This is a genomic window from Acidocella sp. C78 (assembly GCF_907164655.1).
Genome location: NZ_CAJQZK010000023.1, coordinates 12,163 through 36,469, shown reverse-complemented (window position 1 = coordinate 36,469; position 24,307 = coordinate 12,163). Strand labels below are relative to the sequence as shown.

Sequence of the window (24,307 nt, the reverse complement as noted above, 5' to 3'; positions counted from 1 at the left end):
CCGGCCGCTGACGCGGCCAGAGGGCGGAGCGAAAAACCGGCCGCAGGAGCGGCCGAAGGGCGGAGCGAAAAACCGGCCGCAGGAGCGGCCGGAGGGCGGAGCGAAAAACCGGCCGCCGAAGCGGCCGGGGTGACAGACGATCAACCATTGAGCGCGAAGACGTGGAGCTGGCCACCGCGCGGCGCCTTGGCGAGCGAGGCGCCGAGCTTGCCCGACCACAGCGGCCACACGCCGCCCCAGCCCGACCAGACCGCGACATACTGCTTGCCGTCGACCTTGTAGGAGATCGGATTGGCGATCACGCCGGAGCCGAGATAGGGGCTCTTCCAGAGGATTTTTCCGGTTTTCGCGTTGAAGGCGTAGAGGTGACCGTCGGTCGTGCCGGAGAAGACGAGGCCGCCGGAGGTCGCCATCGCGCCGCCATCCCACGGCTCCTTGGTGGCGTGCTGCCAGACCTGCTTGCCGGTGGACAGGTTGATCGCCTGGATCGAACCCATGTGGTGCGGCGAGGCGGGGTCGGGCTTCATCTCGAAGGTTTCGCCGAGATAGGGCAGGCCCGCGGCGTAGCTGACCGGCGCGCCCTTCATCGTCATGCAGGCGTGCAGGGTGGGGACATAGGCCATGTTGGTCGCGGGATCGACCGCGCCGGGCCACCAGTTCTTGCCGCCGAGGAAGCTCGGGCAGGTGAAGATCTGCTTGTCGAGCGCGGGCTGGAGTTTCGGGTTGTTGACGGCGTGGCCATCCTTGATCCCGGTGATCGAGGTGTCGTGCACGAAGGGCACGGCGTAGATCAGCTTTCCGGTCTCGCGGTTGATCGCGTAGAAATAGCCGTTGCGGTTCGCCTCGACCAGGGCGTGGTAGGGCTTGCCCTTGACGGTGATGTCGGCGAGCTGGGCGGTGTTCACACCGTCATAGTCCCAGGTGTCGTTGCGGGTGTACTGGTAGTGCCACTTGATCGCGCCGGTGTTGGGGTCGATCGCGATGACGCTGTCGGAATAGAGGTTGTGGCCGGGGCGCATCGAGGCGAGCCACGGGCCGGGATTGCCCACACCCCAGAAGAGTTCCTTGGTTTTCGGATCGTAGGTGCCGGTCATCCACGGGCTGCCGCCGCCATGCTTGTAGGCGCCGGCCGGCCAGGTCTTGCCGCCGGGCTCGGTCGGCGAGGGGATGGTGTGGGTTTTCCAGAGCAGCTTGCCGGTCTGTGCGTCGAGCCCGACGATGAAGCCGCGGGCGCCGTATTCGCCGCCGCCGGCGCCGATGATCACTTTACCGTCGACGACCAGCGGGGCCTCGGAGATCGAGTAGCCGATACCCGGCTTTTCGAGGGCGACGTTCCACAGAACCTTGCCGGTTTTCGCATCGAAGGCGAGGACGTGATTGTCCAGCGTGCCCATGAAGACTTCGTTGCCATAGACGGCGACGCCGCGATTGTTGGTGTCGCAGCAGATCGTCTTCAGCGCGGCCTTGGGAAGATCGTAGTCGTATTCCCAGAGTTTCTGGCCGGTCTTGGCGTTGAAGGCGATGAGATGATCGAGCGGGGTGGTGGCGAACATGTAGTCGCCATTGACGATCGGCGTGCCTTCGAAACCGTCGGGGATGTCGATTTTCGCGGACGACCAGGCGGCCTTGAGGTTGTGGACGTTCTTCGTGTTGATCTGCGCGAAGGGCGCGTAGTCGTCGCCGGCGTAGCTGCGGTTGTACATCAGCCAGCCATTGGAGGCGGAGGCGCCATCGAGCCGGGCCTGGGTGACGCTCGGATAGGCGGGCTGGGCCGCGGCGGCGCCGGCGGCGAGCAGCGTGCCGGCGAGCGCGCCGAGCAGCGCGGTTCCGGTTCTGGCGAGTCGTGACTTCATGAAGGTCTCCCTAAGAGTTTCTGGTGTTGTGAGGGTTGAAGGAGCGGCGCTTCTGCGCGCCGTCAGGCTTGGGGAGCCCGGGCGGCGGCGGCGACGTTTGCCGCGGCGGCCTCGTTCGGAAACAGCCGCGAGCGCACATGAAAGCGCAGCCCGGTGCCGTTGTCGAGCGAGAACATCCCGCCGATGCCGGCGACGACGTCGATGACGAGCTGGGTGTGACGCCAGTACTCGAACTGCGACGCGCCGATATGGAACGGCGCGCCGCCGATGCTCCCGAGGCAGATATCGTCCGGGGAAACGACGAAATCCGCCTGCGGGTAGCACATCGGCGCCGAACCGTCGCAGCAGCCGCCCGACTGGTGGAACAGGACCGGGCCATGGCGCGCCGTGAGTTCGGCGATCAGCGCGAGGGCCGATGGCGTCGCGATCACGCGCGGGGGATGATCCGGTCCTGTCATGGTCAGAAGAAGCCCAGCTTCTTCGGGTCGTAGCTGACCAGCATGTTCTTGGTCTGCTGGTAGTGGTCGAGCATCATCCGGTGGGTTTCGCGGCCGATGCCGGACTGCTTGTAGCCGCCGAAGGCCGCGTGCGCCGGGTAGAGGTGGTAGCAATTGGTCCAGACGCGGCCGGCCTTGATGTTGCGGCCGAAGCGGTAGGCGCGGTTGGCATCGCGCGTCCACACCCCGGCGCCGAGGCCGTAGAGCGTGTCGTTGGCGATGGCGAGGGCCTCGTCCTCATCCTTGAACGTGGTGACGGAGACGACGGGGCCGAAGATTTCCTCCTGGAAGATCCGCATCCGGTTGTGGCCGCGGAAGATGGTGGGCTGGATGTAGAACCCGTCCGCCAGCTCGCCGCCGAGGGCGGCGCGGCCGCCGCCGGTGAGCACTTCGGCACCTTCCTGGCGGCCGATGTCGAGATAGGAGAGGATCTTCTCGACCTGCTCGCTGGAGGCCTGGGCGCCGACCATCGTCGCCGCATCGAGCGGGCTGCCCTGGCGGATCGCCTGCACGCGGGGGACGGCGCGCTCCATGAAGCGGTCGTAGAGGCTTTCGTGGATCAGCGCGCGCGAGGGGCAGGTGCAGACCTCGCCCTGGTTCAGCGCGAACATCGCGAAGCCTTCCAGCGCCTTGTCGAGGAAGTCGTCATCCTCGGCGGCGACGTCGGCGAAGAAGATGTTGGGCGACTTGCCGCCGAGTTCCAGCGTGACCGGGATGAGGTTGTGGCTGGCGTATTGCATGATGAGCCGGCCGGTCGTGGTCTCGCCGGTGAAGGCGATCTTGGCGATTCGCGGCGAGGAGGCGAGCGGCTTGCCGGCTTCGAGACCGAAGCCGTTGACCACGTTGAGCACGCCGGGGGGCAGCAGGTCGGCGATCAGCTCGACGAGGACGAGGATGCTCACCGGGGTCTGCTCGGCGGGCTTGAGGACGACGCAGTTGCCCGCCGCCAGCGCCGGGGCGAGCTTCCAGACCGCCATCAGGATCGGGAAGTTCCAGGGGATGATCTGGCCGACGACGCCGAGCGGCTCGTGGAAGTGATAGGCCACGGTGTTGTGGTCGATTTCCGAGAGCGAGCCTTCCTGGGCGCGGATGCAGCCGGCGAAATAGCGGAAATGGTCGATGGCGAGCGGGATGTCGGCCGCGGTGGTCTCGCGGATCGGCTTGCCGTTGTCGATCGTCTCGACATAGGCGAGGAGGGCGAGATTTTCCTCCATCCGGTCGGCGATGCGGTTGAGCATCAGCGCGCGCTCGGCCGGGGCAGTGCGGCCCCAGGCATCGGCGGCGGCGTGGGCGGCGTCGAGGGCGAGGTTGATGTCCGCCTCGCCGGAGCGGGCGACCTCGGTGAAGGGGTGGCCGGTCACCGGGGTGACGTTGGCGAAGTAGCGCCCGTCGAGCGGGGCTGTGAAGCGGCCGCCGATGAAATTGTCGTAGCGGGGCTTGAAGGCGAAGCCGCCGGGAGCGGTTCCGGGCGAGGGACGGATGGCGCCGTCGGGCATGGTCTGGTCCTCCTTCTGGCGGCCTCGGGACGGGCCGCGCCGATTGTTTCGCAGGATGATGAGCAAATGCCGTGCCAAAGCCGCGACATGGCGCGGCGCGGGGGTTTGGCGGCCGGGAGCGGCGATGCCGGGGCGGCGGGACGTCCCGATCGGGGACACTGTCCCAAAACGGGACGTGTCGCATTGTTCCGTTGCGCCGCCGGGACGCCGGGCCTAGTGTCAGGCAAACATGACGCGGCCGCGAAAAGGCCGCGCGAGCGAGGAAACGCAGGACGGACGCCGCCGATGGACCATCATTCCGCACAACACGAGGACAGGCCGGCGCGGTTGCGGGCCGGCAAGGAGCGGCTCTGCGCCGGGCTGGACGGGGCGGCGCCGAACGCGCTGCTGGCGCGCTCGTGGCAGCGCTGCGTCAGCGCCGGGCTGGCGCCGGATCTCGGCGCGCGGGAGGCGCCGCATCTGGACGGGGTGGAGCTGCGCGAGGCGCGCGAGCGGGTTTCCGACCTCGCACTGCGGGCGCGGCCGATCATCGACTATCTCTACGGGCAGATCAGGGATTCCGGCTGCGTCGTGCTGCTGTCGGGCCCGGACGGGTTCCTGCTGGACGCGGTGGGCGATGCGAGCTTCACCGGGCGGGCGGCGAAGGTGGCGCTGCTGCCGGGGGCGAGCTGGGCGGAAGCGGACCGGGGGACCAACGCGGTGGGCACCGCGCTGATCGAGGCGGCGCCGGTCGTCGTTCACGGCGCGGAGCATTTCCTGGAGCGGAACAATTTTCTCGCCTGCGCCGCCTCGCCGCTGATCGCCTCGACCGGCGAGCTGCTCGGCGTGATCGACATTTCCTGCGACCAGCGGGTGTATCATCCGCACACGTTCGGCCTGGTGCGGGCGGCGGCGCAGATGATCGAGACCAGGATGTTCGAGATGTCACATCTGCGTGACATCAAGCTGCGGTTTCACACGGCGCGGCAGGGGATCGGCACGCCGGGCGAGGCGGCGGTGGCGCTGGGCGGCGACGGCACGCTGCGCGGGGCGAACGGCGTGGCGATGGAGATGCTGGGGCTGCGGCGGAAGGATCTGGGGGCGGCGCCGGTGAGCGCGTTCTTTCACGACACGCTGGAGGCGCTGCTGGCGCGCGAGCGGCGCGGCGGCGGCGAGCCGGTGGAGCTGCGCGGGCCGGACGGGCGGCGGCTGTTCCTGCGCATCGACATGCCGCGCGCGCCGCGGGCGCCGCGGGCGGCGACGATCTGGCCGAGCGACGCGCTGGCCGCACTGGAGACCGGCGATGCGCTGGTGGCGCGGGCGATCGGCCAGGCGCGGCGGGCGCTGGGGCGGGCGATCCCGATCCTGATCCATGGCGAGACCGGGGTGGGCAAGGACGTGATGGCAAGGGCGATCCACGCCTCGGGGCCGCGGCGGGGCGGGCCGTTCGTCGCCGTCAACTGCGCGGCGCTGCCGGAGACGATGATCGAGGCGGAGCTGTTCGGCTACGGGCCCGGCGCCTTTACCGGGGCGCGGCGCGAGGGCGCGCCGGGGCGCATCCGCGAGGCGGCGGGGGGCGTGCTGTTCCTCGACGAGATCGGCGACATGCCGCTGGCGATGCAGACGCGGCTGCTGCGGGTGCTGGAGGAGCGGGTGGTGACGCCGCTGGGCGGCAAGCCGGTGGCGGTGGATTTCGCGCTGCTCTGCGCCACCAACCGCGACCTGCGGCGGGCGGTGGCCGAGGGGCGGTTCCGCGCCGACCTGTTCTACCGGATCAACGGGCTCGGCATCACCCTGCCGCCGCTGCGCCAGCGCGCCGACCTCGACGCGCTGATCGGGCGGATTCTCGGCGGCGAGGGCGAGGCCGGGGCGCGGCGGCTGGCACCGTCGCTGCGCGCGGCGTTCGGCGCCTATCACTGGCCGGGCAATATCCGCCAGCTCGCCAATGTGCTGCGGATCGGCCAGTCGATGTGCGATCCGGAGGAGAGCGAGATCGGCTGGGAGCATCTGCCGGACGACGTGGCCGAGGAGCTGCGCGGCGGCGCGGCGGGCGGACAGGATGGGGTCGGGCAGGATGGGGCCGGGTCCGACGCGATGATGGCGGCGGGCCGGATGGCGACGGGCGGGGCGGCGTCGCTGCGCGAGGGGTCGGACCAGCTGATCCTGCGCGCGATCGAGGCGGCGGAGGGGAACATGAGCCGGGCGGCGCGGCGGCTCGGCATCAGCCGCAACACGCTCTATCGCCGGCTCGCGCAGATCCGCGCCACGGGCTGAGGACGACGCCCTACAGCAGGGCGGGGATGGCGGCGGCGAGGGTTGCGAACAGGCGGGTGAGGCCCGCTTGCAGCGCCGCGAAGCCGGGGCCGCGGAGGAGTTCCGCCTCGTCCATGTAGAGCGCGCGGGCGATCTCGATCTGCACGACATGGACGTGCTCGCGCGGGCGGCCATAGTGGCGGGTGACATAGCCGCCGGCATAGGGATCGTTGCGGCGGAGGATGAAGCCCTCGCCGCGCAGCGCCTGTTCGACCAGCTGCACGATCGGCCGGGCGCAGGCGGCACCGTGCAGGTCGCCCACCACGATGTCAGGCCCGTGGCCGTGGGCGATGCCGGGCAGGCGCGGCATCGAATGGATGTCGAGCAGGAGGCAGGCGCCGAAGGCGGCGCGGGTTTCGGCGATCAGCCCGGCAAGGGCGGCGTGATAGGGGCGCCAGCAGGCTTCGATCCGCGCCACCGCCTCGGCGAAGCGGAGCTTGCCGCGGTAGATCGGCTCGCCGGAGGCGACGACGCGGGCGATGGTGCCGAGGCCGGCGGCGACGCGGGGGCTGGCCACGTTGACATAGGGCGGCAGCTTATCCGCGAACATCGCCGGGTCGAGCTCCCAGGGCTCGCGATTGACGTCGCACCAGGCGCGGGGGAAGCGGGCGGCGAGCAGCGGCAGGCCGAGGCCGGGGGCGCCGGCGCACAGCTCGTCGACAAAGCAGTCCTCGCTCTTGCGCAGGGCGCGGGAATCGAGCCGGGAGAGGGCGAGGAAATCGGGCGCATAGGCGCGGCCGGAATGCGGCGAGGCGATGACGAGCGGGGCTGTCTGGCGCGGCGGGCGGGTGAGGATGCAGGGGCCGGGGTCCGCATCGGCGCGGGCGGCGGCGGGTTCGGAGCGCGGGGAAGCCAGATCCATGACGGATCATAAAGCCGATGCGGCGGCGCGCGGTCAATGACGCGGCGACCGCCGGGCCGATGCAGATCAAGCAGCGCCGGCGACCGCCGGGCCGATGCAGATCAAGCGGCGCCGGCGACCGCCGGGCCGGCGCAGATCAAGCGGCGCCGGCGACCGCCGGGCCGGCGCAGATCAAGCGGCGCCGGCGACCGCCGGACCGGCGCAGATCAAGCGGCGCCGGCGACCGCCGGGCCGGCGCCAGCTTCCAGCGGCGCGGGCGCGGCGATCAGGGCGTCAGGCGGTCATTTCTGGGGGGAGAGTCCGGCTGCGGCGAAGAGCCGGGCGCGCAAAGCCGGGTTCTGCCGGGCCTCGGCCAGCACCTGGTCGTATTGCCGTACCGTAAGGCCCTGCGCGGTGATCGCGGCGCTCGCCTTGTCCTTCGCGGCGGCGATCAGGCGCTGCTTGCCGGCGGGATCGGTGGTTTGGGCGAGTTTCGCGCCATAGGTGTGATTGATGTCGAGCACCTGGTGCAGCGCCTTGCCGGCCTTGGCGACGGTTTGCGGCGAGGCGGCGGGGGCGGCTTGCATCGAGCCGGTGGTGGGCGCCGGCATCGGGGTGGGGGCGCTTTGCGGCGCGGTCGCGGCGAAAGCGGGGGATGCCCCGAGGGCGGCGGCGAACAGGGCGACGGCGCCGGCGCGGAAAAGGGTTTGGTCTGTCATGGCAGATCCTCCGTGGAGTGTCCGCCGCGGTCGGGCAGTGAGAGCAGCTTCCGGCGCGCGGCAGCGAACTTCACGGCCGCGCGGCGGCGGCGGGCCGCACGGCCGCCGCGCGGCCGTGGACCGGGGCGGCCGAGGAGCGGCCGCCTTCCTCACGCAAAGATGAGGACCGGGGCCGCCGGGACAAGTTTCGATTTGTTTAGTTACGCCGCCGGATCATGCGGCTTTCGACTGGTCGAGAATCCGCTGGAGATTGGCCACGATGTCCCGCGCGGCGGCGAGGCGGGCCTTCACGTCCATCTCGCGGACCATGACCAGCTTGTGGTCCGGGCGCAGGCGGAGCAGGCCGGCGCGGGTGGCGAGCCAGGAGACGAGGCCGCCGGGATTGGCGAATTCGTTGCCGCGGAAGGCGACGACCATGCCCTTCGGCCCGGCCTCCAGCTTCTCGACGCCGACGGCGCGGCAGGCGCGCTTGAGCGCCACGGTGGCGAGCAGGTTTTCCACCTCCTCGGGCATCGGGCCGAAGCGGTCGACCAGTTCGGCGGCGAGCGCCTCGCTCTCGGCGTCGGTCGCGAGCCCGCCGATGCGGCGGTAGAGGCCGAGGCGGACCGGCAGGTCGGCGACATAGGCTCGGGGATGAGGACGGGCAGGCCGAGGCTGATATTCGGCGTCCAGTCCCGCGCGGCCTCGCGCGATTCGCCGCCGCCGGCAGCCCGCAGCTCGGCCACCGCATCCTCCAGCATCTGCTGATAAAGCTCGATGCCGACCTCGCGGATATGGCCGGACTGCTCGTCGCCCAGCAGGTTGCCGGCGCCGCGCAGGTCGAGATCGTGCGAGGCGAGGGTGAAGCCGGCGCCGAGGGTATCGAGCGTCTGCATCACTTCGAGGCGTTTCTGCGAGGAGGCGGCGAGCGTGTGCGCGGCGGGCCAGGTGAGATAGGCGTAGCCGCGCTGCTTGCCGCGGCCGACGCGGCCGCGCAGCTGGTAGAGCTGGCCGAGGCCGAAGAGATCGGCGCGCCAGATCAGGATGGTGTTCACCGCCGGCATGTCGAGCCCGGATTCGACGATGTTGGTGGCGAGCAGGACGTCGTGCTTGCCCTCGCTGAACTCGGTCATCACCCGCTCGATCTCGGTGGGCGGCAGGCGGCCATGGGCGGTGGCGGTGCGCAGGTCCGGCGCGATCTCGGCCAGGCGCTCGCGCATCCGGTCGATATCCTCGATATGCGGGACGACGCAGAAGATCTGCCCGCCGCGGAAGCGCTCGCGGGCGATGGCCTCGCGGATCACCAGCTTGTCCCACGGCATGATGAAGGTGCGCACGGCGAGGCGGTCGACCGGCGGGGTGGTGATCAGCGAGAGGTCGCGCACGCCGGTGAGCGCGAGCTGGAGGGTGCGGGGGATCGGCGTCGCGGTCAGGGTGAGGACGTGGATGTCCGCCTTGAGCTGCTTGAGCCGTTCCTTGTGGGCGACGCCGAAATGCTGCTCCTCGTCGACGATGAGGAGGGCGAGATCGGCGAAGGCGATGGTTTTGGAGAGCAGCGCGTGGGTGCCGACGACGATGTTCACCGTGCCGTCGGCGAGGCCGGCCTTCACCTTCGCGGTGTCCTTGGCGGAGACGAGGCGGGAGAGCTGCTCGACGCGGATGGGCAGGCCGGCGAAACGCTCGGAGAACAGGCGGTAGTGCTGGCGGGCGAGCAGCGTGGTGGGCACCACCACGGCGACCTGGGCGCCGGACATCGCGGCGATGAAGGCGGCGCGGAGAGCGACCTCGGTCTTGCCGAAGCCGACATCGCCGCAGACCAGGCGGTCCATCGGCTTGCCGGCGGCGAGATCTTCCATGACGTCGGCGATGGCGCGGGCCTGGTCCTCGGTTTCGGTGTAGGGGAAGCGGGCGCAGAATTCGGCGAAGGCGCCATCGTCGGCGGCGAGGATCGCGGCGTCGTGCAGCTTGCGCTCGGCGGCGATGCGGATGAGGCCGGCCGCCATGTCGCGGATGCGGTTGCGGGCCTTGGCCTTGCGCGCCTGCCAGGAGGCGCCGCCCAGGCGGTCGAGCCCGACGCCGGCGGTCTCGCTGCCGAAGCGGGAGAGCATGTCGATGTTCTCGACCGGCAGGAAGAGCTTCTGGTCGCCATCGTAGAGGATGCGCAGGCAGTCATGCGGCGCGCCCTCGACGCTCAGCGTCACCAGACCATCGTAGCGGCCGATGCCGTGATCCTGATGGACGACGAGATCGCCCTCGGCGATTTCGGTGGCGTCGGCGATGAACTGGTCGGCGCGCTGGCGGCGGCGCGGCGGGCGGGCGATGCGCTGGCCGAGCAGGTCCTGCTCGGCGACGATGGCGAGATCGTCGGCGACATAGCCGCGTTCGAGGCCGAGAACGGCGAGCAGCACGGCGTCGCCCTGGGCGATGCGGGCCTCGGCGGCGTTGTCGATCGGGATCGACCGCATGCCGTGGTCGCGCAGCAGGGCGGCGAGACGGTCGCGCGAGCCGGCGGACCAGGCGGCGAGGACGACGCGGCGCCCGGCCTCGCGCCAGCGGGCGGCGAGCAGGCGGAATTCGTCATAGACCGAGGCGATGCCCTGGGCGGAAGCGAGGATGGCGCCGGGACGGCCGCCGGCTTCGACACCCTCGGCCCCGTCGGGCCGGGCGAAGGGGGAGAACACCGTGGCCCCGCGGGCGCGGAGCAGCGTATCGAGGCCGGCGCGGTCGAGATAGAGGCTGGCGGGCGGAATCGGCCGGTAGGGCGCCTCGCCGGCGCGGGGCGGGGCGCGGCGGGCTTCGTAATGATCGGCGATCATCTCGAAGCGGGCGGCGGCGGCCTCCTCGGCCTGGTGGTCGAGGCTGATGGCGGCACCGGGCGCATAGTCGAACACGGTTTCCATCGTCTCGCAGAAGAGCGGGGCGAAATGCTCCATGCCGGGCTGGCGGCGGCCCTCGGAGACGGCCTCGTAGAGCGGGTCGGCCTGCGCCTCGGCGCCGAACATCTCGCGAAAGCCGGTGCGGAAGCGGCTGACCGCCTCGGCATCGAGCGGCAGTTCGGTGGCGGGGCGGAAGGTGAGCTGCGCCAGCGCCTCGCCGCTGCGCTGGGTGCCGGGATCGAAGCGACGGAGCGTGTCCACCGTGTCGCCGAACAGGTCGATGCGGGCGGGGGATGGCTCGCCGGCGGGCCAGACGTCGAAAATGCCGCCGCGCACGGCGAAATCGCCGGGCTCCATCACGGTGCCGACGCGGTGATAGCCGCGCTGTTCGAGGAAGCGGGCGAGATCGTCCGGGGCGGCGGCGCCGCCGGGGGCGATGGTGCGGCTGGCGCCGGCGAAGCGGGCGCGCGGCGGGGTGCGCTGGAGTGCGGCGTTCACCGTGGTCAGCACGATGCGGGTGCCCTTGGCCGGCTCCAGCAGCCGGGCCAGCGCGGCGACGCGATCGGAGACGATGGCCGGGTTGGGCGAGACGCGGTCGTAGGGCAGGCAGTCCCAGGCGGGGAAGCGGATGATTTCGGCGGCGGGGGCGAAGAAGGCGAGCGCGTCCTCCAGCCGGGCGAGGCGGGCATCGTCGCGCGCGATGTGCAGCACCGTGCCGGCCTCGGCGGCGCGGCGGGCGATCAGGTCGGCGTCGAACCCTTCCGGCGCGCCGTAGACGGGAAGCAGGCTCATCGCCCGCGCTTGGCGCCGAACTCGCCCTGGGCGATCTCCGCCGCCTCGTCGCGGATGCGGCGGAGCATGTCCGACTCGGCCTCGGCCGGGACCGGCTTGCGGCCGGTCAGCCAGTCCGCCAGCTCGGCGTCGGGGTGTTCCATCACCGCCTCCAGCGCGTCGAGCGCGTCATCGTCCATCGACCCGATATATTTGCGGGCGAAGCCGCCGATCATCAGGTCGTTTTCATACGTGCCGCGATGGGTGGCCCGGTAGAGCAGCCGGCGGCGGCGCTGTGCCAGCGCCTCGGTCGATACTTCGGTCATGATGGGTTGCGATATAGTGGAGTGCTCCGCCACTGTCAGCCCGTGACCACCAACATCTCCGAGTCGCTGGCGCCGTTGCGGGCCGAGCTTGCCAGCCTGCCGGGAATCGGCCCGAAGCTCGCGGCGCTGATCGCGCGCGCCGTGGGCGGGCCGAGCGTTGGCGACGTGCTGTTTCATCTGCCGCTGCATTTCATCGACCGATCGCGGCATTCGACGCTGGCGGAGGCGGAGCCGGGGATGGTCGCGACGGTGATGGTCGAGGTGGTGCGGCACGAGGCGCCGGCGCGGCAAGGGCAGCCGCACCGGGTGGTGATTCGCGACGCCAGCGGCTTCGGCGAGGTGGTGCTGTTCCACCCCGGGCGGCTGCGGCAGTTTCCGCTGGGGGCGAAGCTGCTGCTGTCGGGCAAGGTCGAGCGGTTCGCCGACCGCCCTACCCTGCCCCATCCCGATTACGTGCTGGCGGCGGCGCAGGCGGCGAGCCTGCCGGCGATCGAGCCGGTGCGGGGGCTGACGGCGGGGCTTTCGGCGCGGGTGATGGCGCGGGCGGTCGAAGGCGCGCTCGCCCGGCTGCCGGAGCTGCCGGAATGGCTGTTGCCCTCCGTGCTGCAAAAGCGGGGCTGGCCGGGCTTTGCCGCGGCGCTGCGGGCGCTGCACGCGCCGGCCGCGATGCCCGGCGATGGCCCGGCGCGGCGGCTGGCCTATGACGAGTTGCTGGCGCGGCAGCTCGCCTTCGCGCTGATCCGCGCGCGGCGGCGGCGGCGGAAGGGGCGCGCCTTTGCCGGCGATGGAAGGCTGCGGGCGGCGGCGCTGGCGCGGTTCGGCTTCGCGCCGACCGCGGCACAGGACGAGGCGCTCGCCGAGATCGACGCCGATCTCGCTTCACCGCACCGGATGCTGCGGCTGTTGCAGGGCGATGTCGGCGCGGGGAAGACGCTGGTGGCGACGCTGGCGATGCTGCGCGTGGTCGAGGCCGGGGCGCAGGCCGCGCTGCTCGCCCCCACCGAATTGCTGGCGCGCCAGCATCTCGCGACACTGGAAAAACTCTGCCCGGTGCCGGTCGCGCTGCTGACCGGCTCGCTCAAGGCCGCAGAGCGGCGGCGCGTGCTGGAAGGGCTCGCCGACGGGTCGATCCCGATCGTGGTCGGCACCCATGCGATTTTCCAGAAGAGCGTCGCGTTCCACGATCTTGGCCTCGCGGTGATCGACGAGCAGCACCGGTTCGGCGTCGGGCAGCGCTTCGCGCTCGGCGCCAAGGGGCGGGCGACGGACATGCTGGTGATGACGGCGACGCCGATTCCGCGCACGCTGCTGCTCTCGCATTGGGGGGAGATGAGCGTGAGCCGGATTCTCGCCAAGCCGGCGGGGCGGCAGCCGATCCGCACCACGCTGCACCCGACGGGGCGGATGGAGGAGATCGTCGCCGCGGTGGCGCGGATGATCCGCCAGGGCGGGCGGGTGTATTGGGTGTGCCCGCTGGTCGCCGAGAGCGAGGCGATGGACATCGCCGCCGCCGAGGCGCGGTTCGCGGCACTCGCAGAGCGGTTCGGCGCGCGGGTGGTGCTGGCGCATGGGCGCCAGCCGATCGAGATTCGGGCGGCGGCGCTGGAGCGCTTCGCCCGCGGCGAGGCGGATATCCTGGTGTCGACCACGGTGATCGAGGTGGGGGTGGACGTGCCGGAGGCGAATGTGATGGTGATCGAGCATGCGGACCGGTTCGGGCTGGCGCAGCTGCACCAGCTGCGCGGGCGGGTGGGGCGTGGGGCGGCGGCGAGTTTCTGCCTGCTGCTGCACGGCGACGAGCTGAGCCAGGCGGCGCGGCGGCGGCTGGCGATCCTGCGGGAGACGGAGGACGGGTTTCGCATCGCCGACGAGGATTTCCGGCTGCGCGGCGGCGGTGACATATTGGGGGCGAAACAGTCCGGCCTGCCCGGCTACCGGCTGGCGGACGCGGAACGCGACGAGGACCTGATTCCGATGGCGCAGAAGGACGCGACATTGCTGCTCGATACCGACCCGCAGCTCGAAACCAGGCGCGGGCGGGCGGCGCGGGTGCTGCTGCACCTGTTCGGGCAGGACCGCGCGATCCGCGCGCTGGTGGCCGGATGAGCCGGGCCTATCCGGAGGCGCCGCGCGTCGGCATCGGGGTGGTGCTGCTGCGCGGCGAGGAGGTGCTGCTGATCCGCCGCGGCCGCAAGCCGGCGCTGGGGGCGTGGAGCCTGCCGGGGGGCGGGCAGGAGCTGGGCGAGACGGCGGAGGCGGCGGCGCGGCGGGAATTGCGCGAGGAGACCGGGCTCGAAGTCGGGGCGCTGATTCTGGCGGCGCATGTCGACTCGATCCATCGCGACGCGGCGCAGCGCATCGAGTTCCATTACACCATTCTCGATTTCGCCGGTCTGTATCAGGGTGGCGAGGCGGTGGCGGGGGATGACGTGACCGACATCGCCTGGGCCAGGGCGGCGGAATTCGACCGCTACGAATTGTGGAGCGAGGCGCGGCGGGTGATCGGCATCGCCCGCCGGCTGCTCGGCGTTGCTACATGAAGAGTTTGCGGTCCTGCTTCATGCCGGCATAGAGCGGGGCCACCCATTTGCCGTAGCCGTTGTAGATTTGCGTCGGCACCACCTCGCCGGTGCCGATGACGCGCTCGCGCGCCTGGCTCCAGCGCAGGGTGGGGTAGTTCGGGTTCACATTGGCCCAGAAGCCGTACATGTCCGGGCTGGTCTTTTCCCAGAAGGTCACCGGCTGGTCCTTGAGGAACTCGATGCGGACGAGGGATTTCGCCGATTTGAAGCCGTATTTCCAGGGCAGCACGACGCGGATCGGCGCGCCGTCCTGCTTTGGCATTTTCGCGCCGTACATGCCGGTGCCGACGAAGGCGAGCTCGTTCATCGCCTCCGCCATGGTCAGGCCCTCGTGATAGGGCCAGGGGAAGAAGGGAATCGACAGGCCCGGCATCACCTTCGGGTCGGCGAGCGAGGTGAAGCGGAGATATTTCGCGCCCGAGAGCGGCTTCGCCAGTTTCACCAGCTCGGCAAGCGGAAAGCCCTCCCAGGGGACGACGAGGGACCAGGCCTCGACACAGCGATGGCGGTAGATGCGGGTTTCGGTGCTGACCTTCTTCATCAGGTCGTCGAAGGAGAGGGTGAAGGGTTTTTCGACCATGCCGTCGATCCGGATGGTCCAGGGTTCGGTGGGGAGTTTCTGGGCCTTGCGCCAGATGTCCTTGTGCAGGCCGAATTCGTAGAAATTGTTGTAGGTTTCGGTGTTGTGGCGGGGGGTGAGGCCGCGCGCGGGGTCGAACCGGGCGGCGGAGGGCGGATAGTCGGCAATGCGATCGCCCGGTTTGGCGTCGGCGAGCGCGATGTTGAGAGGATCGCCCGGTTTGGCGTCGGCCAGCGCGGCGCCGATCTGGCCGAAGCCGAGCATGGCGCCGCCCAGCGTGGCGAGGGCGGCGCGGCGGTTGAGCGCGAGATGCGGGGGTGTTGCATCCCGCTCGGGCAGGGACCAGTCCGGTGTGCGGATGACGTGCATGGTTGTTCTCCTCGGGCGATAGATTACTCTGGTGCGCGAAGGCCATTCATCAACCCGCCGTGACCGCGGCGGGATCACCCATCACAGCTTCGGGACCGCATGACCGACAGACCGATCGACCGCCTCATCGCCGTCATGGCCGCACTGCGGCATCCGGAGACCGGATGCCCGTGGGATCGCGAGCAGGATTTCGCCACCATTGCCCCCTATACGGTCGAGGAGGCCTATGAGGTTGCGGACGCGATCGGAAAAGGCGACGCGGCCGCGCTGCGCGACGAGCTGGGCGACCTGTTGTTCCAGGTGGTCTATCACGCGCGGATGGCGGAGGAGCGCGGCTGGTTCGGCTTCGACGAGGTCGCCGCCGGGATTGCCGACAAGATGATCCGCCGGCATCCGCATGTGTTCGGCGATGCCGAGGCGCGGGATCAGGCGGCGCAGACGCGGGCCTGGGAGGCGGACAAGGCGCGCGAGCGGGCGGCGCGGGCGGAGAGCGGCGTGCTGGATGGCATCGCCACCACGCTGCCGGCGCTGATGCGGGCGCGCAAGCTCGCGGGGCGGGCGGCGCGGGTCGGCTTCGACTGGCCGGATGCCGATTCGGTGCTCGACAAGCTCGACGAGGAGACGGCGGAGCTGCGCGCCGAGCTGGCGGGGGCGGACCCGGCGCGGATCGAGGACGAGCTGGGCGACATGTTCTTCGTGATGGTCAATCTCGCCCGCAAGCTCGGCTGCGATGGCGAGCAGGCGCTGGCGCGGGCGAACGCGAAGTTCGAGCGCCGGTTCCGCGCGGTGGAGGCGCGGCTCGCTGCCGCCGGGACGACGCCGGAGGCGGCCGGGCTCGCCGAGATGGAGGCGCTCTGGCAGGCGGTGAAGCGGGAGGGCTAGAGCACGAAACCCGATCCGAAAGGATCGGAACGTGCTCTAACTTATTCATAAATAGAGCGCGTCGCGCAGGCGGTGCCAGGTGTCGCGGTCGGCGGCGGCGATGAGGCCGCCATCGATATCGGCGGGGCGCCAGGCCTCGCCATCCGGCCGGCGGACATGGCCGCCGGCTTCCTCGACGATCAGCGTGCCGGCGGCATGGTCCCACGGCAGGGTGCGGCGGGAGACCGCGGCGTGCATGTGGCCGGAGGCCATGGCGCGGTAGGTGGCGGCGGCGCAGCGCAGGTTGGGCGTCTGCCCGATTGCGGCGAGGCTGCCGAGCACGCGGGATTTTTCGGCCGGCTCCATGTATTGCCAGGAGACCGAGGCGATCATCTGCGCGAGCGGCGCCGGGGATGCGACGCGCAAAGGCAGGAATTCGGCACGCTCCGCCGCGCCGCGGAGCAGGAAGGCGCCGGCGCCGCGCGTGGCGAGCATGGTGTCGTCGCGCAGCGGGTCGTGGATCAGCCCGGCGATGGTCTCGTTGCCCTCGACCAGGGCGATCATCAGGCCGAACAGCGGCAGGCCGGCGGCGTAGTTCTGGGTGCCGTCGATCGGGTCGATCACGAAGACCGGGCCGGGGCCGGCGACCGCGCCGAGCAGCGCGGGATCGGCGGCGACCGATTCCTCGCCGATCACCGCGACATCGGGGAAGAGGGCGCGCAGGCCCGCGGTCAGCGCGCGCTCGGCCGCCTCGTCGGCCACGGTGACGGGGTCGAGCGGGCCGGATTTGGTGCGCATGTCGGCCGGGCCGATATGGCCGAAGCGCGGCATCACGATGCTGCCGGCGACCTCGCGCAGCAGCGCCGCGATGGCGGAAAGATCGGATCTGTCAGGCATCATGGGCGGGATTCCGGGACGATGGGTCAGGGCGACGGGGCGTGCAGCGCGGCTTCGTGGTCGCGCTCGAAGCGGGCGCGGTCTTCGGGGCGGAGCCGGACCTCGATGGCGATCGACTCCTCGCCATCCGCGCGGGAGAGCACCTCGCCGTGGCGGTAGAGCCAGGCGAGGGCGGCGCCGTCGGCATGGGCGAGCCAGTAGGTCGCGACCTGCATGGCGCCGGCGAGGCGGGCGTCGATCGCGGCGCGCAGGGTTTCGAGATTTTCGCCGGACAGCGCCGAGACGGCGATGGCGGCGGGGCCCGGCAGGTCGGCGGTGGCGGGATCGAGCAGGTCGATCTTGTTCATCACCTCGATGCAGCGGGAGGACCAGCCCTCGTCGATCATGCCGGAGCGGGCCATGCCATCGAGCACCGAGATGACGTCGGCGCGCTGGGCGGCGCTGTCGGGGTGGGCGCAGTCGCGGACATGGAGGATGATGTCGGCGGCGGCGACCTCTTCGAGCGTGGCGCGGAAGGCGGCGACGAGTTCGGTCGGCAGGTCGGAGATGAAGCCCACCGTGTCCGACAGGATGGCATGGCGGCCGGAGGGCAGGACGATGAGGCGCATCGTCGGGTCGAGGGTGGCGAAGAGCTGGTCCTGCGCGTGGACGGTGGCGCCGGTGAGCGCGTTGAACAGGGTGGATTTGCCGGCATTGGTGTAGCCGACCAGGGCGATGACGGGATAGGGCACGCGGTTGCGCGCGGCGCGGTGCAGGGCGCGGGTGCGGCGGACCTCGTCAAGCTCGCGGCGGAGGCGGGCGATGCGGTCGGTGATCAGGCGGCGGTCCGCCTCGATCTGGGTTTCGCCGGGGCCGCCGAGAAAGCCGAAGCCGCCGCGCTGGCGCTCAAGATGGGTCCAGGAGCGGACGAGGCGGGAGCGCTGGTAGGCGAGATGCGCGAGTTCGACCTGGAGCACGCCCTCGGCGGTGCGGGCGCGCTCGCCGAAAATGTCGAGGATCAGGCCGGTGCGGTCGATGACCTTGCATTTCCAGGCACGTTCGAGATTGCGCTGCTGCACCGGGCTGAGCACGGAATCGACCACGGCGACGTCGATTTCGGCCTCGGCGATGGACTCGGCGATGCGGCTCACCTGGCCCTCGCCGAACAGGGTGGCGGGGCGGTGGGCGCGGAGCTGGACGATCTCGTCATGGGCGATGACGAGACCGATGGAGGCGGCGAGGCCGATGGCCTCGGCCAGCCGGGCCTCGGCCTCGCGCGGGCCGTTGCGCCGCCCGCCATGCTCCCAGGGCAGCAGGATGGCGGCGCGGGTGGGCGCGGCCTTTGTCGGTATGCTCAATCCGGCCTACTCGGCGTCGCGATCGGCATCGCCGGCGCGGCCGAGGGTGAGGGTCGCCCCGCTGGCGCTGGCCGGCGCATCGGCCTTGGCCGCGTCGAAGAGCTGGATCGGCGCGCCAGGCATCACGGTCGAGATCGCGTGCTTGTAGACGAGCTGGGTATGCCCGTCGCGGCGGAGGAGGACGGAGAAATTGTCGAACCAGGTGATGACGCCCTGAAGCTTCACGCCGTTCACCAGGAACACGGTGACCGGGGTCTTGCTCTTGCGAACGTGATTGAGGAACACATCCTGCACGTTCTGCGATTTTTCGTTGGCCACGTGTGGAATCCTTTTTTTCTTGCCGTGCATGGCTTGTGCCATGGCGTGGTTGCGTCGACCCGCTTCCGGGAGATCCGGCACGCGAGAGCGGCTCCGGCCCGCCGGACTGCGGGCAGACGGATGGCGCCGATGTGGATATAGACCGGCGCGGCCGCGAAACCAATCAGGCTTGCCGGCGATGGGCGAAAAAAACGACCGTGGCGGCCGTGGTGTCGATCACAAGATCACAAGATCACAAGATCACAAGATGAAGCCGCCGCCCAGAACGCGGGAGTCCTGATAGACGACGCAGGCCTGGCCGGGGGCGGCCAAAGCAGGCGTGTCGAGGGTGACGAGGTTGCGGGCGATGTCGATCTCGGCGGGGTGCGGCGCCTCGCCGGCGCGGAGCTTGACGCTGGCGCGGAACGGGGCGGCGGGCGGATCGATCAGCCAGTTCGGCTCGGCGATCCTCACCTCGCGGCCGCCGGCGCCGCGCGGGCCGACGACGATGCGGCGGCGGGCGGCGTCGATCCTGGTGACGACATGGCCGGAGGCGGCGCCGAGGCGCTTCGCCTGGCCGACCGTGTAGCGGGCGATACCCTGGTGATGGTCGAGCACGGCGCCGTCCTCGGTGACGATTTCGCCGGGGGCGGCGGCATCGGGGCGGAGCTTCGCGACGATGTCGGCATAGGTGCCGGAGGGGACGAAGCAGATGTCCTGGCTGTCCGGCTTTTCGGCGACGGGCAGGTGCATCCGCGCGGCCGCGGCGCGGACGGCGTCCTTGTCCGGCATGGTGCCGAGGGGGAAGCGGGAGAATTCGAGCTGGTCGCGCGTGGTGGCGAAGAGGAACCAGGACTGGTCGCGCCGCGCATCGACCGCGCGGTGAAGCTCGGCCCCGTGCGTCCCCTCCTCGCGGCGGACATAGTGGCCGGTGGCCAGCGCCGCCGCGCCGAGATCGCGGGCGAGGCCGAGCAGGTCGCCGAATTTGAGGTGCTGGTTGCAGCGCACGCAGGGGACCGGGGTGCGGCCCGCGGCATAGGCATCGGCGAAATCGCCGATCACCGCGCTGCGGAAGGCGGTTTCGGCATCGATCACGTAATGGGCGATGCCGAGACGGTCGGCGACGTTGCGGGCGTCGTGGATGTCCTGCCCGGCGCAGCACGCACCCTTGCGGCCGGTGGCGGCGCCGTGATCGTAGAGCTGGAGGGTGACGCCGATCACCTCGTGCCCGGCCTCGTGCATCAGCCCGGCGACGACCGAACTGTCCACCCCGCCGGACATGGCGACGACGACGCGCACGATCTCAGCCGTTCTGCGCGTTCCGCACGCCGGCGGGCAGCTTCACGACGAGCCCGTCCAGCGCCGGGGACATCACGATCTGGCAGCCGAGGCGGGAGGTCTTTTCGAGGCCGAAGGCGAGGTCGAGCATGTCTTCCTCGTCTTCCGAGGCGGCGGCGAGCTTCGCGAACCAGTCGGGCTCGACGATGACATGGCAGGTGGAGCAGGCGAGCGAGCCCTCGCAGGCGCCTTCGATGTCGATCCCGTGCTTGTGGGCGATTTCGAGCACCGACAGGCCGGACGGGGCGTCCACCGTCCGGCGCGTGCCGTCGCGCTCGATGAAAGTCATGTTCGGCATGTGAGACCCTTGATCCGGTTGCGTTGACGAAGGCGCGCGATCCGGGCGCCGTTCACGCTGCGGAGGTAGAGACATGCGCGGATTTGCGCAAGGCGCGGGCGGCAAGACGCCGATATGCGGCGAGGAAGCGGGCCGGCGCATCCGCCGGCGCGTTCCAGGGCAGCGAGACGCGGATGGCGCTGGACGCGAGATCGCCCAGGCCCATCGCGGCGAGGACGTGGCTGCGGGCGACCTTGCCGGAGGAGCAGGCGGCACCGGCGGAGATGCGGATACCTTCGAGATCGAGCGCGATGACCTGGGTTTCGGCGGCAAGGCCGGGCAGGACGAGGCAGGTGGTGTTCGCGAGGCGGGGCGCGCCGGCGCCGGCGATGATTGCGCCGCAATCGCGCGCGCCGGCCTCGATCGCGTCGCGCAGGGCGGCGAGGCGCGGGTCGGGGCGCTGGTCGGGGCGCGGGGTCGCATGCGCGGCATCGAGGGCGGCGGCGAAGCCGGCGATGCCGGGCAGGTTGTGGGTGCCGCCGCGGCGGCCCTGTTCCTGCCCGCCGCCGCGGACCAGCGGGACGAGGCGGGACGCGGCATCGGCGGCGAGCAGCAGGGCGCCCACCCCTTTCGGGCCGCCGAGCTTGTGCGCGGAGACGGCGACGCTGGACGCGCCCTGGGCGAGATAGTCCGGGTTGGGCACGCGGCCGGCGGCCTGCACGGCATCGACATGCAGCATCGTGCCGCTCGCGGCGCAGAGGGCGGCGATGGCGGCGATGTCGTTCAGCACGCCGGTTTCGTTGTTGGCCGCCATGACGCAGGCGAGCGTGGGGCGGTGCGCGGCGAGACACGCGGCGAAGGCCGCATGGTCGAGCCGGCCGGCTTCATCGACCGGGGCGATGACGGCATCCGGAGCGGCGGCGCGGACGGCGTCGTGCTCGGTGGCGCCGATGACGATGCCGCCGCCGGCGGCGAGGCCGTGGATCGCCATCGCGTTCGCCTCGGTGGCGCCGGCGCAGAAGACCACGTTTTCCGGGCGGGCGCCGAGACGCGCGGCGAGGGTGGCGCGGGCGGATTCGAGCAGCTTGCGCGCCGCCCTGCCCTCGGCATGGACCGAGGCGGGGTTGCCGACGAGATCGAGGGCGGCGAGGACCGCCGCGCGGGCCGCGGGGCGGAGCGGCTCGGTCGCGTTGGCGTCGAGATAGAGGCCGGGATCAGCGCCGGGCGATGGGGGCGTCATGATCGGTTTCGCGCGAGTCCGCCTGATACTGCGCGCGCGACTCCGCGCGGGCCACGCGGGCTTCGAGATCGGTTAGTTCGGCACGCAGACGCTCCATCTCGCTCAGCAGCGGGTCGATGCAGGGATCGCAGGGCGTGCCGTAGGGATCGAAGCGGGGTTTGGGCGGGCGGATCGCGGTGCCGCGCTCGACCGGGCGGGCGGGGATGCCGACCACGGTGGTATTCGCCGGCACATCGGCGACCACGACCGCGTTGGCGCCGATGCGGGCGTTCTCGCCGATCAGGATGTTGCCCAGCACCTTGGCGCCGGCGCCGATGATGACGTTGTTGGCCAGCGTCGGGTGGCGCTTGCCGCGCTCGCTCGACGTGCCGCCGAGCGTGACCTGGTGGTAGAGATAGACATCGTCGCCCAGCACGGCGGTTTCGCCGATGACCACGCCCATGCCGTGATCGATCATGCAGCGGCGGCCGATCGTCGCACCCGGATGGATTTCGATTCCCGTCGCCACCCGGGCGAGATGCGAGAGGAAGCGGCCGGCGAGGCGCAGCCGGTGCCGCCAGAGCCAGTTCGCGACGCGGTGCAGCAGGATGGCGTGCAGGCCCGGATAGCACAGCAGAACCTCGAGATCCGACCGGGCGGCCGGATCGCGCTGGCGGTAGGCCCGGATGGTTTCACGCAAAAACATTGAGCTCATGCGACATTTCCGTGGAAAATCTGGATGCCATCCGTTATCTGTGTGCCTCTCCGGCGATATTGGCGCCGGATGGAGGAAATGAAAGCTCTAGCGGGCCCCGGGATACGATTTTTCGGGCGGGAGACGAAGTTTTGGCGCACGGCTTCCCCGGTGTTCATGGCAACAGCGCGACGCGGTGTGCCGCGGGAGGGCTGGACAACCGCGATCCGCATGCCGGACAGGCGGTTTTGGGGCCGGCTTTCGGGGCCATGCTTGCGGGTCGTCGCGCGCGTCATGACGGGGAGAGTAGGTATGCATACCGGACCGGTCAATCATTCGTGGAGGCAACCTATATATAAGTGTCGAAGCCGTTTCCCCGGCTCCGGCGGCACCTGAGGGCGCGAGGGCGGCGGCAGGCCGCCGACGGGGGAACATTCCTGCATCCGGCGACGATCAAGGCCGGGTGATGTGACGATCGATTGGGAAAGACCAGACAAGACCATGCCTGAAGTTATGTTTGCCGGGCCGGATGGCCGTCTCGAAGGGCGTTATCACCATGCCAAGGACCGGGGGGCGCCGCTGGCGCTGGTGCTGCACCCGCATCCGCTGCATGGCGGAACCATGAACAACCGCATCACCTACACGATGTATCAGGTGTTCCAGCGGCTGGGCTTCTCGGTGATGCGGTTCAATTTCCGCGGCGTCGGGCGCAGCCAGGGCAGCTATGACGGCGGCATGGGCGAGATCAACGACGCGGCCGCGGCGCTCGACTGGATGCAGGCGCTGAACCCCGGGCATGGCGGGCTGTGGATTTCGGGCTATTCGTTCGGCGCCTTCGTCGGCATGCAGCTGCTGATGCGCCGGCCGGAGGTTTCGGGCTGGATCAGCGTTGCGCCGCCGGCGGCGCATTACGATTTCGGCTTCCTCGCCCCTGCCCTTGCGGCGGGCTGATGATCCACGGCGACGCCGACGAACTGGTGCCGGAGAATTCGGTGCGCAAGCTGGTCGACAAGCTGAACACGCAGAAGGGTGTCGCCGTCGATTACCGCGTGCTGGAAGGCGCCGACCACGTGTTCGCCAACCATGCCGAGGCGATCGGCGAGGCGGTGGAGACCTATGTCAGCGGCGAGATCGCGCGCAAGCACATGGCGCTGGCGGCCGACTGAGCGGGATCGCGATACGGCAAGAAAGCGGGATCGCGATACGGCAAGAAAGCGGGATCGCGATACGGCAAGAAAGCGGGATCGCGATACGGCAAGAAAGCGGGATCGCGATACGGCAAGAAAGCGGGATCGCGATACGGCAAGAAAGCGGGATCGCGATACGACGAGAAAACGCCCGGCCCCGCGAGGGACCGGGCGTTTTTGATGCGCGCGATCAGGCGAGCGGCGGCGTTGCCGGCTCGGCGACGTGCAGTTCGATGCCGAGCGTGCCGATCAGCGCGGCGATGGGCGGGGGCGGCGGCAGGTCGGTATAGAGGGCGGAGACCTGGGCGAGCGTGCCGATCCGCACCATTGCCGGGCGGCCGAACTTGGAATGGTCGGTGACGAGGACGACGCGGCGGGCGTTGCGGATGATCGCCTGCGAACAGATCACCTCGTCCATGTCGAAATCGTAGAGCGCGCCGTCGGCGTCGATGCCGGAGACGCCGATGATGCCGATATCGACGCGGAAACGGTCGAACATGTCGCGGGTGGCCTGGCCGGTGATGCCGCCATCGCGGTTGCGGACCATGCCGCCGGCGACGATGACGCGGAAATCGGTGCTTTCGCTCATGATCCGCGCGACGTTGAGATTGTTCGTGATCACCGACAGGTCGTGATGGCCGAGCAGGGCGCGGGCGACCTGTTCGGTGGTCGAGCCGATATTGATGAAAAGCGAGGCGTGCTCGGGAATGTCCGCCGCCACCATGTCGGCGATGCGGAGCTTGGCTTCGAGATGGACCACGCGGCGGCGGTTGTATTCCATGTTCTCGATGCTCGACGGCAGGCCGGCGCCGCCGCGGTAGCGGCTGAGCTTGCCATCGGCGGCGAGCGCGTTGAGATCGCGGCGGATGGTCTGCACCGTGACGTCGAAATGGCGGGCCAGCGCCTCGATCGTCTGGAAGCCGTTCTGTTCGACCAGGGCGACGATTTCCGCCCGCCGGCTGATGGATGCGGCATGATCCGACACGCGATGTTCCTTATATTGCATACGAAACGAAAAG

19 protein-coding genes and 2 pseudogenes are annotated in these 24,307 nt (G+C 70.4%); 5 read left to right on the top strand and 16 right to left on the bottom strand.

Going from position 1 to position 24,307, the window contains the following annotated elements:
- Positions 1–140: 140 nt before the first annotated feature.
- From ACIDOCELLA78_RS000000109120 to adh, 3 genes are all read right to left on the bottom strand, one after another.
- The gene (locus ACIDOCELLA78_RS000000109120; protein ID WP_201729318.1) at positions 141–1,853 is read right to left on the bottom strand and encodes a methanol/ethanol family PQQ-dependent dehydrogenase; all 1,713 of its coding nucleotides are present in this window, start codon (positions 1,851–1,853) and stop codon (positions 141–143) included.
- A 62-nt stretch (positions 1,854–1,915) separates the two neighbouring features.
- Entirely contained in the window at positions 1,916–2,311 is a 396-nt protein-coding gene (locus ACIDOCELLA78_RS000000109115) for a DUF779 domain-containing protein (protein WP_201729317.1), read from the bottom strand.
- A gap of 2 nt (positions 2,312–2,313) precedes the next feature.
- The gene (gene adh / locus ACIDOCELLA78_RS000000109110; RefSeq protein ID WP_201729316.1) at positions 2,314–3,846 is read right to left on the bottom strand and encodes an aldehyde dehydrogenase; all 1,533 of its coding nucleotides are present in this window, start codon (positions 3,844–3,846) and stop codon (positions 2,314–2,316) included.
- A gap of 285 nt (positions 3,847–4,131) precedes the next feature.
- On the opposite strand from adh, the gene ACIDOCELLA78_RS000000109105 reads away from it, so the two are divergent.
- Positions 4,132–6,099: a sigma-54-dependent Fis family transcriptional regulator gene (locus ACIDOCELLA78_RS000000109105; protein ID WP_201729315.1), complete on the top strand. Its 1,968-nt coding sequence runs from the start codon at positions 4,132–4,134 to the stop codon at positions 6,097–6,099.
- A 10-nt stretch (positions 6,100–6,109) separates the two neighbouring features.
- Here the strand turns inward: ACIDOCELLA78_RS000000109105 and ACIDOCELLA78_RS000000109100 are convergent, their stop codons facing one another.
- The 4 genes and pseudogenes from ACIDOCELLA78_RS000000109100 to ACIDOCELLA78_RS000000109085 all read right to left on the bottom strand — a co-directional run bounded on the left by ACIDOCELLA78_RS000000109100 (position 6,110) and on the right by ACIDOCELLA78_RS000000109085 (position 11,650).
- Positions 6,110–7,000, bottom strand: a complete 891-nt coding sequence (locus tag ACIDOCELLA78_RS000000109100) for an N-formylglutamate amidohydrolase (RefSeq protein WP_201729314.1) — start codon at positions 6,998–7,000, stop codon at positions 6,110–6,112.
- Between the two features lie 281 nt (positions 7,001–7,281).
- Positions 7,282–7,698, bottom strand: coding sequence for a DUF4168 domain-containing protein (locus tag ACIDOCELLA78_RS000000109095; RefSeq protein ID WP_201729313.1), 417 nt, complete (start codon positions 7,696–7,698; stop codon positions 7,282–7,284).
- A 213-nt stretch (positions 7,699–7,911) separates the two neighbouring features.
- Positions 7,912–11,345: pseudogene (gene mfd / locus ACIDOCELLA78_RS000000109090) on the bottom strand (transcription-repair coupling factor).
- The gene (locus ACIDOCELLA78_RS000000109085) at positions 11,342–11,650 is read right to left on the bottom strand and encodes a succinate dehydrogenase assembly factor 2 (RefSeq protein ID WP_201729312.1); all 309 of its coding nucleotides are present in this window, start codon (positions 11,648–11,650) and stop codon (positions 11,342–11,344) included. Before ACIDOCELLA78_RS000000109085 ends, mfd begins: the two are co-directional and overlap by 4 nt.
- A 42-nt stretch (positions 11,651–11,692) precedes the next feature.
- On the opposite strand from ACIDOCELLA78_RS000000109085, the gene recG reads away from it, so the two are divergent.
- A complete protein-coding gene (recG, locus tag ACIDOCELLA78_RS000000109080) occupies positions 11,693–13,756 on the top strand; it encodes an ATP-dependent DNA helicase RecG (protein WP_201729311.1) in 2,064 nt (687 codons plus the stop codon).
- Positions 13,753–14,190, top strand: coding sequence for an NUDIX hydrolase (locus ACIDOCELLA78_RS000000109075; protein ID WP_201729310.1), 438 nt, complete (start codon positions 13,753–13,755; stop codon positions 14,188–14,190). The genes recG and ACIDOCELLA78_RS000000109075 overlap by 4 nt, the downstream gene beginning before the upstream one ends.
- On the opposite strand, the gene msrP is transcribed toward ACIDOCELLA78_RS000000109075, so the two are convergent.
- On the bottom strand, positions 14,183–15,181 hold the full coding sequence (msrP, locus tag ACIDOCELLA78_RS000000109070; protein WP_201729309.1) for a protein-methionine-sulfoxide reductase catalytic subunit MsrP: 999 nt from the start codon (positions 15,179–15,181) through the stop codon (positions 14,183–14,185). The genes ACIDOCELLA78_RS000000109075 and msrP overlap by 8 nt on opposite strands.
- A 99-nt stretch (positions 15,182–15,280) precedes the next feature.
- Between msrP and mazG the strand changes: the two genes are divergently transcribed.
- Positions 15,281–16,063, top strand: a complete 783-nt coding sequence (gene mazG, locus ACIDOCELLA78_RS000000109065; RefSeq protein WP_201729308.1) for a nucleoside triphosphate pyrophosphohydrolase — start codon at positions 15,281–15,283, stop codon at positions 16,061–16,063.
- A gap of 45 nt (positions 16,064–16,108) precedes the next feature.
- Here the strand turns inward: mazG and ACIDOCELLA78_RS000000109060 are convergent, their stop codons facing one another.
- The 7 genes from ACIDOCELLA78_RS000000109060 to cysE all read right to left on the bottom strand — a co-directional run bounded on the left by ACIDOCELLA78_RS000000109060 (position 16,109) and on the right by cysE (position 22,122).
- Positions 16,109–16,939 carry an inositol monophosphatase family protein gene (locus tag ACIDOCELLA78_RS000000109060; RefSeq protein WP_249676327.1) on the bottom strand — a complete coding sequence of 277 codons (831 nt, stop codon included), beginning with the start codon at positions 16,937–16,939 and terminating at the stop codon, positions 16,109–16,111.
- Between the two features lie 26 nt (positions 16,940–16,965).
- Positions 16,966–18,276 carry a GTPase HflX gene (hflX, locus tag ACIDOCELLA78_RS000000109055; protein WP_201729306.1) on the bottom strand — a complete coding sequence of 437 codons (1,311 nt, stop codon included), beginning with the start codon at positions 18,274–18,276 and terminating at the stop codon, positions 16,966–16,968.
- 6 nt (positions 18,277–18,282) lie between these two features.
- The gene (gene hfq / locus ACIDOCELLA78_RS000000109050) at positions 18,283–18,594 is read right to left on the bottom strand and encodes an RNA chaperone Hfq (RefSeq protein ID WP_201729305.1); all 312 of its coding nucleotides are present in this window, start codon (positions 18,592–18,594) and stop codon (positions 18,283–18,285) included.
- A gap of 240 nt (positions 18,595–18,834) precedes the next feature.
- Positions 18,835–19,872, bottom strand: a complete 1,038-nt coding sequence (gene mnmA / locus ACIDOCELLA78_RS000000109045; RefSeq protein WP_201729304.1) for a tRNA 2-thiouridine(34) synthase MnmA — start codon at positions 19,870–19,872, stop codon at positions 18,835–18,837.
- A gap of 4 nt (positions 19,873–19,876) precedes the next feature.
- Positions 19,877–20,209 (bottom strand): ferredoxin family 2Fe-2S iron-sulfur cluster binding protein, encoded by a 333-nt coding sequence (locus ACIDOCELLA78_RS000000109040; RefSeq protein WP_201729303.1) that lies wholly within the window; start codon positions 20,207–20,209, stop codon positions 19,877–19,879.
- A 52-nt stretch (positions 20,210–20,261) separates the two neighbouring features.
- The gene (locus ACIDOCELLA78_RS000000109035; protein WP_201729302.1) at positions 20,262–21,428 is read right to left on the bottom strand and encodes a cysteine desulfurase family protein; all 1,167 of its coding nucleotides are present in this window, start codon (positions 21,426–21,428) and stop codon (positions 20,262–20,264) included.
- Positions 21,403–22,122 (bottom strand): serine O-acetyltransferase, encoded by a 720-nt coding sequence (gene cysE / locus ACIDOCELLA78_RS000000109030; protein ID WP_201729301.1) that lies wholly within the window; start codon positions 22,120–22,122, stop codon positions 21,403–21,405. The genes ACIDOCELLA78_RS000000109035 and cysE overlap by 26 nt, the downstream gene beginning before the upstream one ends.
- 480 nt (positions 22,123–22,602) lie before the next feature.
- Between cysE and ACIDOCELLA78_RS000000109025 the strand changes: the two are divergent.
- Positions 22,603–23,267: pseudogene (locus ACIDOCELLA78_RS000000109025) on the top strand (alpha/beta hydrolase).
- A gap of 211 nt (positions 23,268–23,478) precedes the next feature.
- Here the strand turns inward: ACIDOCELLA78_RS000000109025 and ACIDOCELLA78_RS000000109020 are convergent.
- The gene (locus ACIDOCELLA78_RS000000109020; RefSeq protein WP_201729300.1) at positions 23,479–24,273 is read right to left on the bottom strand and encodes a DeoR/GlpR family DNA-binding transcription regulator; all 795 of its coding nucleotides are present in this window, start codon (positions 24,271–24,273) and stop codon (positions 23,479–23,481) included.
- Positions 24,274–24,307: the final 34 nt, after the last annotated feature.